Source organism: Algicola sagamiensis DSM 14643, from assembly GCF_000374485.1.
Lineage (GTDB): Bacteria > Pseudomonadota > Gammaproteobacteria > Enterobacterales > Alteromonadaceae > Algicola > Algicola sagamiensis.
Window position 1 is genome coordinate 119,585 of the sequence record NZ_KB894503.1, and the last position, 15,771, is coordinate 135,355.

A 15,771-nucleotide genomic window follows, 5' to 3' on the forward strand; every position below is an offset into this window, starting at 1 on the left:
ATATGTTCGCAAATACACAAATGACAGCCATCAATATGGCATTACCGGATGTTTGTAAAACACTGGTGGGGATCGCCGTGGTGCCAATCCCTTACCCAAATATAGCGATGACGAGTACGGCTATTCCGAATATATTCAATCAATTTACGATGGCGATGCCTGATCATAATCAAATGACGATTGTCCCCATGTCGAATGGTAATGAAGCAGGTGTGTTATTGGGACTGGTATCGAATCTGATCATCGGCCCTTGTATGCACTTGCTGGGTAGCTTCACGGTATTTAAATCTGTTATGCCGGCAACGAAAATGCTCGCGTTAACGGGACAAAATGGCATTTTGGTTAATATTCCTGGTACCACGCTCAGTCCTTGTCAGGTGAAAGTGATCATTTTGAGTTAAATGATTGAAACTCACGTTTTTCACTACGCTTATCCGACTGGTTTGAGGGTTGCGTTGTGTGCGTCATGTTTGCTTGAATTTTTTTCCCGACTTGGTCCTGCCCGAGATCCGTTCTAAATTTAGTACCCGGCATGTTTTCAGTTCGTGTGGTGATTTGTGGGGCGGAACCATCGAAATACCCGCGGCCATGTGCATTGAGTTCATGATAATGGACAGTACTTGTTCTCGTTGAAAAATCACCACCAGATACTGTCGGTGCAGGACGGCGGGGGGATGTACTAGGTAAGTTCATTTCATCCAGTGTCCTCAAGCGAAGGTCTGTCGACTCTGCTCTGGGGCCATCTCCATAGGCGCTTGCGAGATGATACTGTTCACCCGAACCATCGTTTCGGACAACACGAACCATTTGTTGATAATTGCGAAGGGGCGCTCGGTATCCTGTCATTACAGATTTTTCTTCTTTTCTTGCTCAATGGGCCAGCGAACCAACTTGGATTGTAGATTAAACTGGTTTTTGATCCGATATTGGCCTGCACGCGCTTCCTGGATAGAGGAGTATGGCCCGAGTAGGAGTATATGCCAGCGCTGTTGTGACTCTTTTGTGGTGATGATATGGATCGGCTGTTCAAGGGGATATTGTTTCGCCATATAAGTTGCTTGGACAAGTTTGGTAAATAAGCCAAATTGAACCCCAAAGGCTTCTTCAGGCGATGGCATGATTTTTAGCCGGAGATCTTTTGCTTCCAGTGGTTCGTTGAGTGAGCCTTCATCAATCTGATATGGCGATTTAAGGAGTTCGGTATGAGGAGGAAGATACCAAGTCAGGCCTATCCCGAAGGCGATGATGAACAGAAACACGGTCAAAAGTGTTTTCATAGATGCGTCCTTTGCTTCATCAAGACGAAAGAGTATTTTATCTGATCTTAGCAGAGTCTGTTTAGCATGCATTTAAATTGGGTACAAAATTACCCGGTTTGGGTGATTTTTTCACACAAAAGTTCTGTTCAGTATGACGATGTGATTGCTATAAAATCACGTGATGAAAATTTGAGAAGAACAGGGAAGTAGTTCATAACAAGCATCATCACAGAACATGGTGGCTGCTTGTGAGAGCAGTCTATCCGTGGATTGCAACGGTCCCAAATAATACAAAACCTCAATGCCTTCAGGACCTGTCATCACAAAGGGTAGTTCTGTAAAGCCTAGTTTTGCGAGCGCTCTATGAGAAGGGGTATTTTCCTCGTAAACTTTGGCGTAACAACACTCCATGCGGTGGTATTTTTGTCCGAGGGCTAGTAAACACTGCACGGCTCGTGTGCCTAACCCATACCCTTGAAAATCGCTTCCTATCCAGTAGTAAAACATGCCAATGCCTTCATGCACAGTGAGAGAAACAGAGCCAATCAACCCCCAATAGTTGTGGATCACCGCAAAGACGGTTTTTTCTGGGTCAAATTGGTCGTTATACAGCCATTTTAGCCAGTGCTCATTGGATTCAAAATCAGGCAGATTACATAATTTTTGTATACTCGGGTCCGCATATTGCCAAGCAAAAGCATCTAGATGATGAGGCATTAATGGTGTGATATGGATCTCGCCGTCTGTTAAGTCTTGCGTTGCGTAAGGGTACTGTGCGAAGAAGCGTGAGAAATCATGACGCAAACGGTGGTAGGTTTCGTCCAAAGGCACTCTGAGCAGGTGACGCAGAACAGCCTGATTTGCGGATTCAAAATGGCCCATTTGTGCCCAGAGGCGGATCTGTTCCAATTCTTTCCTTTTATCAATCGATTGAGCATTAACGTAGAGATGTAGCGCGAGTGCCCAATCAGATAAACGGCTGGTTGCCTGGAGTAATAGCTCATGAAATGTCGTGTTGAGATCTTGGCTAGATGGGGCAGCTTTTTGTGGCACTAAGACCAGCTCTCGCATCCAAATCAGTTCATCCAGTCGTTGTGATGCTTCAATGGGTTGATTAATCAGCTTTAGGAGCCGACTTTCAATACTTTGTTCAGATTGTAATGACGCTTCGACATCGTTATGCTGACTTTGTGCTGCCATAGATAAATCAGAAATTAGAATGATTTGAGTTCTATGCAGGGATCAAGCCATTTGTATTGGATTCAAAAATGAGGGGTAAAGCATGTGGGCAGAAAGGCGATCTAGTGAAGGGGAACCAACAAAACCGTTTAATTCAAACACAGATGATAGTCCGGCTCAGCGTGATCGTGCGCGTGTGATCCATTGTGCTGCTTTTCGTCGTCTCCAATCAAAAACACAGGTGTTGGGGATTGGCGAAAGTGACTTCTACCGGACACGGCTCACACACTCGTTAGAAGTTGCTCAAATTGGGTCAGGGATCTGTGAGGCACTCAAAGAAAAATATCGGGACTTTCCGCAGATCCACGACTGGATCCCTTCTTTAAGTCAGATTGAATCGATTTGTCTGGCCCATGATCTTGGTCATCCATCTTTTGGTCATGGTGGAGAAGTGGCACTGAACTTCTTTATGCATTCATTTGGAGGATTTGAAGGGAATGGTCAAACACTCCGGATTGTTTCAACGTTGGGGGAGTATTCACCCGCGCATGGGCTTGATTTAACGCGTCGGACGATGTTGGGGCTATTGAAATATCCGGTTTTGCACTGGGAAGTGGCGAATTATCCGATGGTGGATGAGAGCCGCACGCTGAACATCGATCACTGTAAACCACCCAAATGTATTCATGATGAAGATGAACCTATCTTGAACTGGGTTCTGAAGGGAATACCTGATGCAGACCAGAGTAAATTTCGCGAAGTGCATCGGAAAGATGGTATTTCATATGCGCAATATAAAGCGTTCGATACATCCATTATGGAGCTGGCTGATGATATCTCCTATGGTGTTCATGATTTGGAAGATGCGTTGGCGATGGGGATGATTTCGTTCACTGCATGGGAAAACGAAGTTTTACAAGTACTCTCTGGTGAAGATGTAATTTCAAAAGATAAGGACTTTTACAATCAAAAACTATTTTCTGAATGTAACAAAGCGCGGAAGCATGCGATTAGTAAACTGATAGGGTATTTTATTTCGCAAATTCGCATCGTGGATACGCAGCAATTTGAGACCCCATTGCTGTCTTTGCAGGCGACAATGTCTGATGAAGCTGTGGTGACATTGGATCTTCTCAAACAGTTTATCTTTAAGCATGTGATCCGGACACCGGAAGTACAGATTTTGGAATACAAGGGTCAACAGATGATCTTAAAGCTCTTCGAAGTGCTGCGGGAAAACCCGGAGCGACTGTTACCCAGAGCTGTATTCCGTGATTTTCAAGAAAGCCCGAACCCCAATCGTGTGATCTGTGACTATTTATCCAGTATGACAGATACGAATGCATCGAAGCTTTACCATAAATTATTTACCCCCAGCGCAGGTTCTATTTTTGACCGAGCATCATTAGGATAAGCCCAAACGAGGCCTCGGAAGAGGCCAAACTATCGACATGGATGTGCCCACCGAGATTGAAAATACCTCTGCATTGACTGTATACTGTATATAAATACAGTTATTTGAGTTTGAGGATATCATGCGTGTGACACATTTGTATCGTGGTGAAGCACAGCAGAAAACATTTATCCCGCTGATGTTGGAAGCGATCCCTGCGGGGTTTCCTTCGCCAGCACAAGATTACATCGAGAAGTCACTGGACTTGAACGAGCTTTGTATTCGTCATCCAGCAGCGACTTTCTTTCTTCGCGTTGAAGGGGACTCGATGGTCGAAGCAGGGATCTATTCTGGGGATATTTTGATTGTGAATAAAGCCCTGACTGCACAACATGGGGACATTGTTGTGGCTGCTTTATTTGGAGAGTTTACTGTCAAAACATTAGAGAAATATCCGCAACTCAGGTTGGTTCCGAGTAATCGCAACTACCAGCCGATTGTCATCACGGAAGAAATGGAAATGACAATTTTTGGTGTTGTGTCTGGTGTTGTTCGCCAGTTGCGGGGGAAAGAATGACAACCTTTGCATTGGTGGATTGTAATTCGTTTTATGCTTCTTGTGAGCGGGTTTTTCGGCCGGATTTGAAAGATCGCCCAGTGGTTGTTTTGTCGAATAATGATGGTTGTATTGTCGCACGCTCGAAAGAAGTGAAAGCGCTTGGGATAAAAATGGGGGTCCCCATTTTTAAGGTCGCGGAGCAACTGCGCCGCCACAATGTTGCGATATTTTCTTCAAACTATGCGCTGTATGGTGACTTATCGGCTCGTGTGATGCAAACACTGGAGTCGCTTGCCCCAAGTGTTGAAGTATACTCGATTGATGAAGCGTTTCTTGATTTAACTGGCGTAGAGGCGGTAGAGCCTCTAGACCTATTTGGACAACGTATTCAATATACAATCGAGCAGGATATCGGGATCCCGGTTTGTGTGGGGATTGGTCCAACAAAGACGTTGGCAAAACTCGCCAATTATGCAGCAAAAAAATATACCAAAACAGGTGGTGTGGTTGATTTAACCCAAGTAAAGAGACAACAAAAGTTGCTTGCACTGACCCCCGTTCATGAAGTGTGGGGCGTGGGACGACGCTTGTCCAAAAAGCTGGAGGCCATCGGGATTCAGACTGCTTTGCAGTTGATGAATGCGAACCCGAAGACGATTCGTCAACAATTTTCTGTGGTGCTGGAAAGAACCATCCGCGAGCTCAATGGTGAATCCTGTCTTGATATGGAAGCGGTTGCACCCACGAAGCAGCAAATCATTTGTTCGCGCTCATTCGGAGAAAAAGTCACAGAGAAGCAAAAAATGCGGGAGGCGGTCAGCAACTACGTGGCCCGTGCAGCCGAAAAACTACGCGGTGAACAACAATATGCAAAGGCATTAACCGTATTTATTCGAACAAGCCCTTATGTGCCAAATTCACCACACTATGCAAATTCCGCTGGGACGACGTTTTCGGTACCAATCCATGATACTCGAGATATGATCCGTGCGGCGTTACGCCTGCTTGATCACATTTGGCGGGATGGCTTTCGATATGCGAAAGCGGGGGTGATGCTCTTTGATTTTTATGACAGAGGTGTGTATCAGATAGACTTATTTCGTGGCTCGTCAGTGCGTTCAGATAGTCGGGCATATATGGCTGTGATTGATCGCATTAATCAAAGCGGACAGGGGCATGTATTTTTTGCTGCCCAAGGTATCCAAAAAGGCTGGGCGATGAAGAGAAACTACTTATCTCCGGCATACACGACGCGCTGGTGTGATATTCCACGGGTACGTTAATCTTTCTGGATCAAAAAAGAAGTTCCGATTGGCATCATATGACCAGGGCGTTCAATTGGAAGGATTTCAAAGTCATCATAAAGTGTTGGTTTGAGACAGTGCTGTAGTTGAGTAGGGTTACGCTCTGGTGACAGCCACCATTGTACTGCATCTGGCTGAAGCGAAAGCATGAGAGGCGTGGACTTTTGATGTATGTCTGTGAGTTTTGGGTGACTAGGAAGCGTGATAATCGATGCGGAATAAAAGTGTTCGCCTGTGACGCTGTGGATCAAAGTTCGATACAGTCCACCAAAAGCGAGAAATCCCTGTGCTGGTGTGAGTTGATGGTAATACCGTTGCCCTTTCGGCCCATCACCTTCTACGAATGAGGTTGCAGGGATAATACAGCGGGTTTCTTGAAAAGCACGTTGACTCACAGGACTGGTGGCAAGATGTTCACTTTTTGAGTTAAACGTTGCATATTTGGGGTGTGGGCGGAATTGGTCTTCTTTTTCCTGTAACAATAGGGACCAGATCGCATCACGGATCTGATGCTGACCATCTTCAAATGTGATAACGGAGATCTCTTGGCCTCAGTGCTTGGCTGTAACGGAGTCGAACTTCGTCTTCATCAAACAGATCATCGAAGCTGAGTTGTTTTCGAAATCGTCCCCAAGCAAATGAATCAGAGAGTGCAAATTGTCCACACATAGGGTAAGTGTAGGCTGCATTTCATGTGAAGTTTAGTTCCTACCGTCACCAATGAAGAAATTGATTCTGAAATATCAAATTTTGGAATTAGGGATGGAAAAAAATTGTTTTGTCAGTGAGCAGAAAAATGCTACTCACTGACTGTTTACATCAAATTATAGGCAAACGATGTTGTCTGCTTGAGGACCTTTTGGACCATCTTTGATCGTAAACTCAACACGTTGGCCTTCTTGAAGTGTTTTGAAGCCATTGCTTGCAATTGCACTGAAGTGAGCGAAAACATCAGGGCCAGATTCTTGCTGAATGAAACCAAAACCTTTTGTTTCGTTGAACCATTTAACAGTGCCAGTAACAGTATTCGACATGATTGTCTCCTCTTAGAGGGTAAAAGTAAAATAATGCCCTAAGGGCAGATAAAGCAAAAAATAATTTCGGGCGAGACAATAGAAATAGCAAAACAACAACAAGGGAATGTAAAGATATTCTAAAACTTCCAAGCGATATATTTAAAGCAGGTACGTATTGTACAGCAAAATAAAAAATGAGCCAGTAATTTATATGATAAACTCGCCCCAATGTGTCCTTAATCAGCTGTATTGCGTTTTTCACTTACTTGGGTCGTCGCCCCAAGAATAAAATAGGAGGTATAAAGTGATAGAATGTTAAAGCCATAAGATTAACATCCTCGAATACTTACCTCTCATTATTCGCTTTGTTTATGGCTTGATGTCATCGCTTTATTCTTACGTCGCTCAAGTGGCATCAGGGGAATGTTTCCAGGTACCAATAGGAGGCTTGTTCATGCACAATTCAGGCCTGATATACCCAGTATCTCCTCCAATCACATGTTTTTCATAAGCATGTCTTTTGCTTGTGAGCTGTCGCAGGAACTTTATCCGTTGAGTCTATGCCATGCTTTCCCCTGTTCGCATTCTTGGCCTCTTGATATTTTTCAGCCAACTAGCTTTATAAATTGAATTTTCTATTTACTCAGCGCTTTGATTGATGATGTTAAGCAAGGGGGTGAAATGATATTTGATCGAGAGAAATGGTAGATCATTTCGTTCATTTCCATTGATGCTTAGAGACTAGGCCCTTACCAAGGATTAATTTAAGATTTTTTTCTTAGGGATGTACATTGAAGAAGGGGGGACATCAAACCTCAAGGAGCGATGATGATTTCTGGTATATGGGGTGAGAAAAAGAATGTGCTGCTAATCTGTTGATTTATCTTGCAAACCAATAAAGATATGATACGTTCATTAGAAGAAATACAAGCCGATAAGAAGAAATTTGCTGAAGACTTGTACATCGTGAAGTAAAGAAACTAATTGTCGAATACAAATGGACAAGAGTGATATAAGAGGTAAAGCACTTGAACAATTAGCTATGTAAACGTGTTTGAAAAGTGGTTGCGTTAGTGAACAGCAATGACGAGGGGAAATTGAATGAAAAAAAATAAAGAATTATTCGAAGAGGGAGAAGGTAATCAATATTTTCTCAGAAATGTACCTAACTCTGAGATGATGTATGAAACGCACAGTGATGCAGAAATAAGAATCCTGAGTAACTGGTTGCTTCCTCACAAAGAAAAAATCAACTCAATATGCGAGATTGGTTGCAGTGGAGGGCATCGTTTACAACATTTAGTCAGTGAATTAGAAGCAGATGGATATGGGCTGGATCCAAGCAAAAGTGCTATCGAATATATAAGGCAAAATTTTCCTAAGTTAAATGCTGAAGTAGGGTGTGGAGATAATGTGCCATTTAGTGGAGAGTTTGATTTAGTTCATTTAGGATTTTTTCTGTATTTAGTTGATAGAGAGCTATATCTAAAAAATATAAGTGAGGCTGACAGACTTGTAAAATTTGGTGGATTTTTGTCTATTTTAGATTTTGATGTGCCTACCCCTTATTCCAATCAATACAAACACAAGGATGGTGGTTATTCACACAAAATAAATAACTCTAATGTTTTTATTGCTAGTGGACTTTATACGGTTGTGAATAAGTTTACTTATGATTTATCTGCATATCGCGATCCTAAATTCACAGATGTCATCGATAATCGTGTTTCGATGACGTTGCTATACAAAGAAAAGGATATTTTTAAAGTTTAGTATGGTTAGACAGTTTCTAGCGTTTTCATGTAGTTCCATTACTTTTCCATCGACATACAGCGTTAGAACAAATGCCCTCACTTCAGTGAGGGCATTTTTATGTAGATAACGAATCGTGATGAGCGAGTCGAAGTTCATCGTATTTTCATCAATCGGATTTTTTGTGATCCGTTTGTTGAGTGGTTATGTTCTGTCCTCATACGATGAAGATCACGTTTTTTCTATTGTTATTATCTTTCTGAGACGAACCTGGGCATACAATGTTTAGGTAAAAGATAATATGGATATTGCTTTGAAATATCATCTTCAGTCAGAAGAAAAAGCCAACCGTGAGAGAAGTTCAAGTGAAAGCGACTTTATTGGAAAAGGAATATACTTTAAAACCTTGTGTATTTATGAATTATCCTGTCAATTACCCCCTCATATCTCATTTGCTTTAAAACCCGGCTATAATCTTCAGCAAGCTTCTGATGTGACTTTCCTTTCACCTTTGAAAACCCCATATAAAGTGGTTGGTTGGTTACTACAAACTCTAGCTTTTTAAAGCGACCTGCCATAGCTAGTTTTTTTACTTGGTATGCAAAGACAAATTCATTTACAATGCCGGCATCTACGCGGTTTCTTTGCTTAACCATATCTATTATTTGTTTTATATTGGTTACATCTATACGATTGATTTTTTTATATTCATCAAACGCTTTTCCATAGCTGTTTCCTCGTACGGCTCCGATTATCCATCCGGATAGATCTTCAAGTATTCGTGCCTGCCTATCACTCTCTTTGTTTGTGATAAGAATTACTTTTTCGTTGCCTAAATGTTCAGTTGTGAAGTAAAGAAACGACTCTCTTTTAGGGGTTTTGAACATAGAAAACATCGCATCAATTTTCCCTGTTTTTACATCCTCCATTGCTCTAGCCCAGGGAAGGAAATAAACTCGTACTTTAATACCTAACCTTTCCGAAGCGATACTAATAATTTCAATATCCAAACCTCTATTTAGCCTTTGCTCCTTATATGCATAAGGTGGATATTCATCCGTAACAATTGAAATAGAATCAATAGCATAAGCGTTTGCATAGAATAATATACAAATCAATAGTGTCATAAACTTCATGCAATGTCTCATATAATAATGGTTTGACTCCAAACGAATCAGAACGACAGTTCTGGAGGGATTAAAACTGTGACCAAAATTAATTGACCACTACAATGATCTCTGAAGTTCTTTTCATTTGACCTGAAGGTGGCGTCCTATAATTACTCTTTAGCATGTGATTATAAAATTTATAACTACTGCTAATAGAGGTTAGAACTTAAACGCCAAGGGATCAAAATCTCCTTCATCGTATCGGTATACTTAAAAAACTACTGATCCTCAAACTCCACATCCACCTCATAAATCTAATCAATTGAATTACCAATTGCTTTACACCTCGGTTCATTGCCTCGGTATTGAATATTGGTGTGGTGGTCTGGCATGCCATAGCGCGTCATTTTGCACTTTGGTGGAAAGAATGCTTTTAAGTATGTGATACAGACCAGTATTTCTAGGGGCAGTTGATCTTTCGGAAATGCACGCTGTGAAGGTTGAAACAGCGCTTTAACGTTTGAGGAAAAGAGTCATTTAAAAAATTAGGAATAATAAACATTGATGACAAGAGAAATACAAACACCCCCTTGTCAATTATCTTTACTGGATATCTATTCTACTTCTTTGGACAGCATTCTTGATCCTTACAACAATCTCCACATACGCAAACTTCTTTGCACTTACAATTATCGGTAGAACAACAACAGTTCTCTAGATTTTCGTTTTTCTCACAGCATTTACATGGGCTGTTCATTGTTTCTCTCCTGTAGTCTTTGCATCATTCATCTAACGTGTATCTTATTGATTGTAGCAGTAGAATAATTCGAGAGTTTGGAAATGTTTGGAAAGAGTTTCGCACAACAAAAAACGGGCAACATCCTCGTTACCCGCTTTGCACTTTTCAATATGGAATGAAGCTTAATCCAAAGCGCTTGTTTTGGTCTCTGTTGGTGCAAATTGGCCCCATATCTTTCTTCGCTGTGAGTCCTTCATCTAATTTACTACGGTAAAAATTTGAGGATGAAGACCTTGCAAAATAACCACTATTATCATAAGTTATTAAAAATATTAAATTTTTATAAAAATCACTTGTTACAGAAACCTGTGACGGAGGACGAGCTATGGTGATTTCAGTGGTGATACTTTATGATTTGCCATGTGGTGTTTCTCTTTGTTGACTATTGATTTGTCAGATCAATCAACAGATTAGCACCACATTCTTTTTCTCACCTCATACACTAGAAATCATCATAGCTCCTGTATTCACATGGGTTCCCCCAGATATCGTTGAGCGAAGTATCCCCTTTCAATATCTGACACTTTCCAGGACGAGTCAGCATCTGGAGATCATTCGGATAGTCACCACAAATCTCGGCATGCATTTCAAGGGCATTTTGTATGAGTTCAAACTTTATCCTTTGGCCTAAAACAGCCGTACCCACTGTGTTATCACAGCCGCCGATTGAGATAGCTTGGGCGATCATCTTTGTATCTTTCATTGCGTACGCGTCGATTTCTATCCCTGTGAGTGTTCAAAGGTTGCATGACTTCAATCGAAGTGGGTGGCTTGTTTTACTTTGTATAATACCGGTAGTGAACCTCATATTGGGGATCTATCTCATGTTAAAACCAAGCCAAGAAGGAGAGAACCGCTTTGGTATGCCCGTCAAAAACAGTCCTTCCTGGCAAGTTGGTGCTGTTATATGCTCTATTGTGGCACTGATATTTGTTGAGTTTATGGCAAAACACCTGGGTATCGTTTAGTCCTTGAGGCATCAAGCCCAGCTGTGGTTGGGCTTATTGGCTTCATAGTAGTCTTTATCTTTGAAGCCATGTGCTAACAACCAACTCGCATAACATTGCCCATCATAGACACTTAATGCCGCCATGACTGCATCCATCACACGCTGACGCTCATCAAATTCTTCGATATCAATTGGCGTTGCCAGATAGTCTGACAAAAAACATCTATCTCAGCTTCATCTACGAGCAAAAAATATCCATCTCCACCCACTTCTTGAACATAAGTACTGTCTGAACATAGATACAGTTTGCTAATGGGTATTTCATAGATTTTCATTCCATCGCTAGAATTGCCACAGCCTTGCTTTATTCCCTGAGATTGATGTGAGTCATAAGGCATTAAGTCATTTTGGACTCGGAGACACATTTCATGAGTGAGTGGCTTTTCTTCATACTTCATAAGCTTGTACTACAAAACAGATAATGACTGAGTAGTACCGATACGTTGCGCCTCCAAAAAGAAGTTGGGTGTTTACTTTCGCCAGCCCAATGATATTATCCCCATCCTCTTCAATAGGAAGCACGTAAGTTAGGAATATGAAAAAAACATTTGGAATTTCTCTAGCAGTCTTTTTATCAGGCTGTGCAACTACAAAGCCACAAGGAAGCATGGAGGGTGCAATCAATTTAAATGAAACAAAGGAGCATTACAGTAAGTATTGGGTTAGAGATTTAAAGCGCTCTAATAAAAGGATCCCAAAAAGATTTCAAGGAAAGTTCTTTCCTTTAGGGTGTATGAAGTTCTCAGTTGATATTAATTCCAATGGTGAACCAACAAATCTTCAAGCGCTAAAAATTTGGCCTGAACAAATGGAACAAGGTCAAAAAGACTTCCTTCGACTCGCGAGCACTAAATTAAGGTGGAAGCCATCAAAGCAAAACTTGGAAAAAAGGCCTGTTAGAGGCGCAATACTACTCCAATCTGCAACAATGAAGCGACTTCCGCCCAAATTAAGAAAAATCAAAAAGGCTGATCCTGACGTTTTTGACAGGCAATGCTACTAAAACTTCTATCGATCAAACATTCGTGGATTAGTTCGGTCTTATCATAAATTAAAAAAATTGAAGGCGATTAACCTGAAAGAATCGCCTTTTAAATCAAATTTGCTAATAGAATCCCCTTGATCCCCAAACGTCTCCAGCACAATTCAAAATTCATCAAAAGTATTTTATTTCAATGCGTTAGGTGATTACTTTCTGGAGCCGCATGGTTCGAGGGCTAGACTATCCACGGCATATTGCTGACAGCCAAAAATTTCATAAATCTCATATTATCAAACATTTAAAAGCCATCGACTACTTAGGGATGCCGATCAGTGTCAAGCTACCATACAACTCACCGCGTTCCAGTGCTTTGAGCCAGCACTTGCCGCTTGTGTGTCGCGTAGGTTTTCCGAGTTCTTAGTCATAATCAGTCTTTTAACCCTGAAACACTTGGCAAAGAAAACAACGAACTAATTGGATGATCAGATCGTTGGGGAGTTGGAGAAAACACTAAATTAAGATAATTAAGGTTTATTAGTTTTTAAAATAGGTTCAAAATCCAAGTGCTGTAATTAGCTTGGAGACAAAGTAATGCGAAGAAGTTTAAAAATTTTAACCGCTGCAACTGCGGTATGTTCAATGTCTGTGCTTAGCGAAATCAATCGACCGAAGTTTTCAGATGATGGTTCTATTCTCAGGCCAACAGATCACAGGGAATGGGTATTTGTCGGTTCACCACTCACACCAAATGCATTAAATAACGGTGCAGCTTCATTTCAAGAATTTCACAATGTCTATGTTGAGAACAGTGCGTTTCAGCATTTCAAGAAAACAGGCCTGTGGGGTAACGGAACTCAAATCGTTATGGAATTAGTCTCTGTTCGTCAAGGAAATGATTGTGATGAAGAGACAGGAGCCTGCATAGAAACTTCGGGAACTGGGTATTTTCAGGGGGATTTTAATGGGCTGACTATGGCGGTGAAAGATACAGAAAGGTTTCCGAGTGAACCTGGCGGGTGGGTTTATTACATATTTGGAAATAGCCAACCGCCATATGCGGACACAGCAAAAGAGTTTCCTGCTGCCGCTTGCAATGCATGCCATGATGCCGCTGCGGATACTGACTTTGTTTTTACGCAATATTACCCTGTGCTCAGAACATTACCAGTCCTAAACCAAAACAATGAGAGTGCTATGAAGTCAATTTCTTATGAAGATTTATCTTGGATCCGATAGCTTTTTGCTGGGAGGTACCATAGCCCAGATCGGCCGGACGTTTAAACTCAATTACGACACCCTCTGAAAGCGATTGGTATAAGGGCCTAGGCTTGCCCATTCATGAGATGGTACTGGAATTCCTCAAAGCGCTCAAACTGTTTATTCAGCCCTTGGAAAGTTTGCCGGATATCTTGTAGGAGCGCGGCGATCTCAATATGGATGGCTAGAAAACGTTGACCCAGATCACCAATGAATTGCGCGAAGACTTATACAAGGTGCTTGTGGCACCGACAGAAGAAGACACAGAAGAGAGGTTATGCACAAATTGTCTGTTCTTTTATTCGTATTTAGATGAAACATCGAATCCATTATCGAAACTTACTTCGAACAGAGAAACAAGTAGGAAATCAAACATGAATGTAATTCTAAAGTTTCTGATCAATAAAATACTTACGGAACGTTTTCTGATCCGAGTGGGTCTTCTTATCCTCAAGCACTTATCAAAGAAGACGACCAACCAACTTGATGGCCCTAGGGTGGATGAGTTGGAACGGGCGCTGAGTGGTTGAATTTGTTCATTGGCTATTGCAAAATAGCTGTTTTTTTATTCAAAGAAGTAACAAGTGATGTATCGTATATTCAAACTATCTTTGGTGGTTCTCACCATTTTACTTAGCGGATGCCAAAGCACCGGAGTCAATTGCTCTGTTCCTGAAGATAAGGATAATGACCCGAAGACGACGTCTGTGACATGCGGAAAAAAATGGTAAAACTTTCCAGTGACAAAAGCACTTCATTCAAACAAAAATCAATAAAATATCTACAGCCTTTTCATCTGAAGGGCTGTTTTTTCTTCCCAGATATTCTTGGATTCGAAAACGTATAGCCATAGGAATGCAAAGTATATGAATTCATTCGACATTGCGAGGGTTAAAATAAAGAATTGCGTTTCCAAATCGAATGCGCCAGGCGAAAACAAAATGCCATAGTAATCATCAACAATGTGAATAACAAAGTTGAAAAGAAGAAATACTCGCCAGAACACCAAGCGAAATGCTTTGATACCAAATATTTTGCAGAAGATACCGAGATAGCCAAAAGCAAATATGCTTTGAATGAATCCATCAGTGACCGAGGAAATATTATTGATTTGGAGTGATAGAAACCAAATCCATTGTGGGATAAAGAGTGCGAGCCACCATAGCCTTTTCTTTTGAAAGTCAACAATCTGAAAATATTTCACTATCGGGGAATTTTTGATGGTAGTCATACAATTTTAAGTACATTTTGGAACACTCTAGACCCGATGATTGTTTTTCTAATTTCAATTATTGGGGGAGCTGAAAATAAAAACACGGATGATTTCCTTTGCAAAGATATGTAAACAGATTAGCTTTCAGAGTTTTTTGTGTAAATAATAAACAAACTTTTGTAGTAGGAATGTTTGATATGATACGTTTTTTTCAGTGTATTCCCCACTTTCTTTTATTTCTGATTATTATTTTGTCTCTCATTTTACCGTTCTTAGAACATCTCACCTTTCTCCCTTTTTCAAAAGTGAGCCTTGTGCTCTCGCTGATGGTTCTAAGTCCGCTCACATTAGGACTGTATGCTCTCCTTGGTCGAGTAGAGTTTAGGGATAGATATGAATATTATGAAGAATATGAATACATTGAAGAACTGGAAGATGATGAAGATTAGTCATTCAGGGAATCTAATTTACTTTTAAATCAAAAGAAATGCTCACCGAACAATAAGTTCCATCCACTTAGTTACTTAGAAAATAAACAAATCAAACGTACTGTGCGTAATGACTACTCTGCAGTTGCATGGAGCGAAGACAATTATACTCAACCTGGTCCTCCGCGAGCTATAGTCAAATCTGGTGTATGACATGATCATGCAGCATCCTGTAATCCCCCCGAAAAATCGTAGCGGTTTTAAGTAGAGAATTCCGGTACTCTATAACAAAGGAGTTTTCTATGCGTAAATCTAAATTCAGCGATGCTCAGATCATCGCGATCCTCAAACAAAACGAAAATGGTGTTTCTGTTCCTGAGCTTTGTCGGGAGCATGGTATGAGTTCAGCTCTTTTTTATAAATGGCGAGCCAAATACGGCGGGATGGATGCGTCGCTCATGAAGCGGTTAAAAGAATTGGAAGAAGAAAATAAACGGCTCAAGAAAATGTAC

The 15,771-nt window shown here is 41.1% G+C and carries 22 protein-coding genes and 1 pseudogene; 13 read left to right on the forward strand and 10 right to left on the reverse strand.

Annotation, left to right across the window (positions count from 1 at the left end; all coding sequences use genetic code 11):
* Nucleotides 1-2 precede the first annotated feature (2 nt).
* Complete coding sequence (locus C505_RS0116840; RefSeq protein ID WP_018693805.1) at nucleotides 3-401, forward strand: DUF4150 domain-containing protein; 399 nt, start codon at nucleotides 3-5, stop codon at nucleotides 399-401.
* On the opposite strand, the gene C505_RS0116845 is transcribed toward C505_RS0116840, so the two are convergent.
* The 3 genes from C505_RS0116845 to C505_RS0116855 form a co-directional block, all read right to left on the reverse strand.
* Entirely contained in the window at nucleotides 388-846 is a 459-nt protein-coding gene (locus C505_RS0116845) for a hypothetical protein (RefSeq protein WP_018693806.1), read from the reverse strand. The genes C505_RS0116840 and C505_RS0116845 overlap by 14 nt on opposite strands.
* Nucleotides 846-1,277 (reverse strand): SPOR domain-containing protein, encoded by a 432-nt coding sequence (locus C505_RS0116850; RefSeq protein ID WP_018693807.1) that lies wholly within the window; start codon nucleotides 1,275-1,277, stop codon nucleotides 846-848. The genes C505_RS0116845 and C505_RS0116850 overlap by 1 nt, the downstream gene beginning before the upstream one ends.
* 156 nt (nucleotides 1,278-1,433) lie before the next feature.
* Nucleotides 1,434-2,459, reverse strand: coding sequence for a GNAT family N-acetyltransferase (locus C505_RS0116855; RefSeq protein WP_018693808.1), 1,026 nt, complete (start codon nucleotides 2,457-2,459; stop codon nucleotides 1,434-1,436).
* A gap of 82 nt (nucleotides 2,460-2,541) precedes the next feature.
* Between C505_RS0116855 and C505_RS0116860 the strand changes: the two genes are divergently transcribed.
* From C505_RS0116860 to umuC, 3 genes are all read left to right on the forward strand, one after another.
* Complete coding sequence (locus C505_RS0116860) at nucleotides 2,542-3,852, forward strand: anti-phage deoxyguanosine triphosphatase (protein WP_018693809.1); 1,311 nt, start codon at nucleotides 2,542-2,544, stop codon at nucleotides 3,850-3,852.
* 121 nt (nucleotides 3,853-3,973) lie between these two features.
* Nucleotides 3,974-4,408: a translesion error-prone DNA polymerase V autoproteolytic subunit gene (gene umuD, locus C505_RS0116865; RefSeq protein WP_018693810.1), complete on the forward strand. Its 435-nt coding sequence runs from the start codon at nucleotides 3,974-3,976 to the stop codon at nucleotides 4,406-4,408.
* On the forward strand, nucleotides 4,405-5,673 hold the full coding sequence (gene umuC / locus C505_RS0116870; protein WP_018693811.1) for a translesion error-prone DNA polymerase V subunit UmuC: 1,269 nt from the start codon (nucleotides 4,405-4,407) through the stop codon (nucleotides 5,671-5,673). Before umuD ends, umuC begins: the two co-directional genes overlap by 4 nt.
* Here umuC and C505_RS22770 read toward each other — a convergent pair.
* The 3 genes from C505_RS22770 to C505_RS0116885 all read right to left on the reverse strand — a co-directional run bounded on the left by C505_RS22770 (nucleotide 5,670) and on the right by C505_RS0116885 (nucleotide 6,728).
* Nucleotides 5,670-6,236, reverse strand: a complete 567-nt coding sequence (locus C505_RS22770; protein WP_083938377.1) for an SOS response-associated peptidase family protein — start codon at nucleotides 6,234-6,236, stop codon at nucleotides 5,670-5,672. The genes umuC and C505_RS22770 overlap by 4 nt on opposite strands.
* On the reverse strand, nucleotides 6,217-6,363 hold the full coding sequence (locus C505_RS24445) for a hypothetical protein (protein ID WP_018693813.1): 147 nt from the start codon (nucleotides 6,361-6,363) through the stop codon (nucleotides 6,217-6,219). The genes C505_RS22770 and C505_RS24445 overlap by 20 nt, the downstream gene beginning before the upstream one ends.
* Nucleotides 6,364-6,518: 155 nt before the next feature.
* Complete coding sequence (locus C505_RS0116885; RefSeq protein WP_018693814.1) at nucleotides 6,519-6,728, reverse strand: cold-shock protein; 210 nt, start codon at nucleotides 6,726-6,728, stop codon at nucleotides 6,519-6,521.
* A 1,083-nt stretch (nucleotides 6,729-7,811) separates the two neighbouring features.
* Here C505_RS0116885 and C505_RS0116890 point away from each other — a divergent pair.
* Nucleotides 7,812-8,483, forward strand: coding sequence for a class I SAM-dependent methyltransferase (locus C505_RS0116890; RefSeq protein WP_018693815.1), 672 nt, complete (start codon nucleotides 7,812-7,814; stop codon nucleotides 8,481-8,483).
* 377 nt (nucleotides 8,484-8,860) lie between these two features.
* Here the strand turns inward: C505_RS0116890 and C505_RS0116895 are convergent, their stop codons facing one another.
* Entirely contained in the window at nucleotides 8,861-9,598 is a 738-nt protein-coding gene (locus tag C505_RS0116895) for a substrate-binding periplasmic protein (protein WP_018693816.1), read from the reverse strand.
* A gap of 1,214 nt (nucleotides 9,599-10,812) precedes the next feature.
* Nucleotides 10,813-11,073, reverse strand: a complete 261-nt coding sequence (locus tag C505_RS24570; RefSeq protein WP_169337058.1) for a hypothetical protein — start codon at nucleotides 11,071-11,073, stop codon at nucleotides 10,813-10,815.
* Here C505_RS24570 and C505_RS24985 point away from each other — a divergent pair.
* Together C505_RS24985 and C505_RS24795 are read left to right on the forward strand one after the other, a co-directional pair.
* Nucleotides 11,018-11,173: pseudogene (locus tag C505_RS24985) on the forward strand (DUF805 domain-containing protein); the annotation flags it as partial. The gene C505_RS24570 and the pseudogene C505_RS24985 overlap by 56 nt on opposite strands.
* Nucleotides 11,174-11,194: 21 nt before the next feature.
* The gene (locus C505_RS24795; protein WP_018693818.1) at nucleotides 11,195-11,338 is read left to right on the forward strand and encodes a hypothetical protein; all 144 of its coding nucleotides are present in this window, start codon (nucleotides 11,195-11,197) and stop codon (nucleotides 11,336-11,338) included.
* Between the two features lie 11 nt (nucleotides 11,339-11,349).
* On the opposite strand, the gene C505_RS0116910 is transcribed toward C505_RS24795, so the two are convergent.
* Nucleotides 11,350-11,535, reverse strand: a complete 186-nt coding sequence (locus tag C505_RS0116910; RefSeq protein WP_018693819.1) for a hypothetical protein — start codon at nucleotides 11,533-11,535, stop codon at nucleotides 11,350-11,352.
* A 379-nt stretch (nucleotides 11,536-11,914) separates the two neighbouring features.
* Between C505_RS0116910 and C505_RS24575 the strand changes: the two genes are divergently transcribed.
* The 4 genes from C505_RS24575 to C505_RS24585 all read left to right on the forward strand — a co-directional run bounded on the left by C505_RS24575 (nucleotide 11,915) and on the right by C505_RS24585 (nucleotide 14,148).
* Entirely contained in the window at nucleotides 11,915-12,382 is a 468-nt protein-coding gene (locus C505_RS24575; protein WP_169337061.1) for a hypothetical protein, read from the forward strand.
* A 202-nt stretch (nucleotides 12,383-12,584) separates the two neighbouring features.
* Entirely contained in the window at nucleotides 12,585-12,782 is a 198-nt protein-coding gene (locus C505_RS24580; protein WP_169337062.1) for a hypothetical protein, read from the forward strand.
* 170 nt (nucleotides 12,783-12,952) lie between these two features.
* The gene (locus tag C505_RS22775; RefSeq protein ID WP_018693822.1) at nucleotides 12,953-13,597 is read left to right on the forward strand and encodes a cytochrome P460 family protein; all 645 of its coding nucleotides are present in this window, start codon (nucleotides 12,953-12,955) and stop codon (nucleotides 13,595-13,597) included.
* 395 nt (nucleotides 13,598-13,992) lie between these two features.
* Nucleotides 13,993-14,148: a hypothetical protein gene (locus C505_RS24585; RefSeq protein WP_018693823.1), complete on the forward strand. Its 156-nt coding sequence runs from the start codon at nucleotides 13,993-13,995 to the stop codon at nucleotides 14,146-14,148.
* A 251-nt stretch (nucleotides 14,149-14,399) separates the two neighbouring features.
* Here C505_RS24585 and C505_RS0116935 read toward each other — a convergent pair whose 3' ends face one another.
* Entirely contained in the window at nucleotides 14,400-14,849 is a 450-nt protein-coding gene (locus tag C505_RS0116935; protein ID WP_018693824.1) for a hypothetical protein, read from the reverse strand.
* Between the two features lie 179 nt (nucleotides 14,850-15,028).
* Here C505_RS0116935 and C505_RS0116940 point away from each other — a divergent pair, with 179 nt between their 5' ends.
* Together C505_RS0116940 and C505_RS0116945 are read left to right on the forward strand one after the other, a co-directional pair.
* The gene (locus tag C505_RS0116940; RefSeq protein WP_157369148.1) at nucleotides 15,029-15,280 is read left to right on the forward strand and encodes a hypothetical protein; all 252 of its coding nucleotides are present in this window, start codon (nucleotides 15,029-15,031) and stop codon (nucleotides 15,278-15,280) included.
* A 281-nt stretch (nucleotides 15,281-15,561) separates the two neighbouring features.
* On the forward strand, nucleotides 15,562-15,771 hold a 210-nt coding region (locus C505_RS0116945; protein ID WP_018693259.1), incomplete at its 3' end, for a transposase.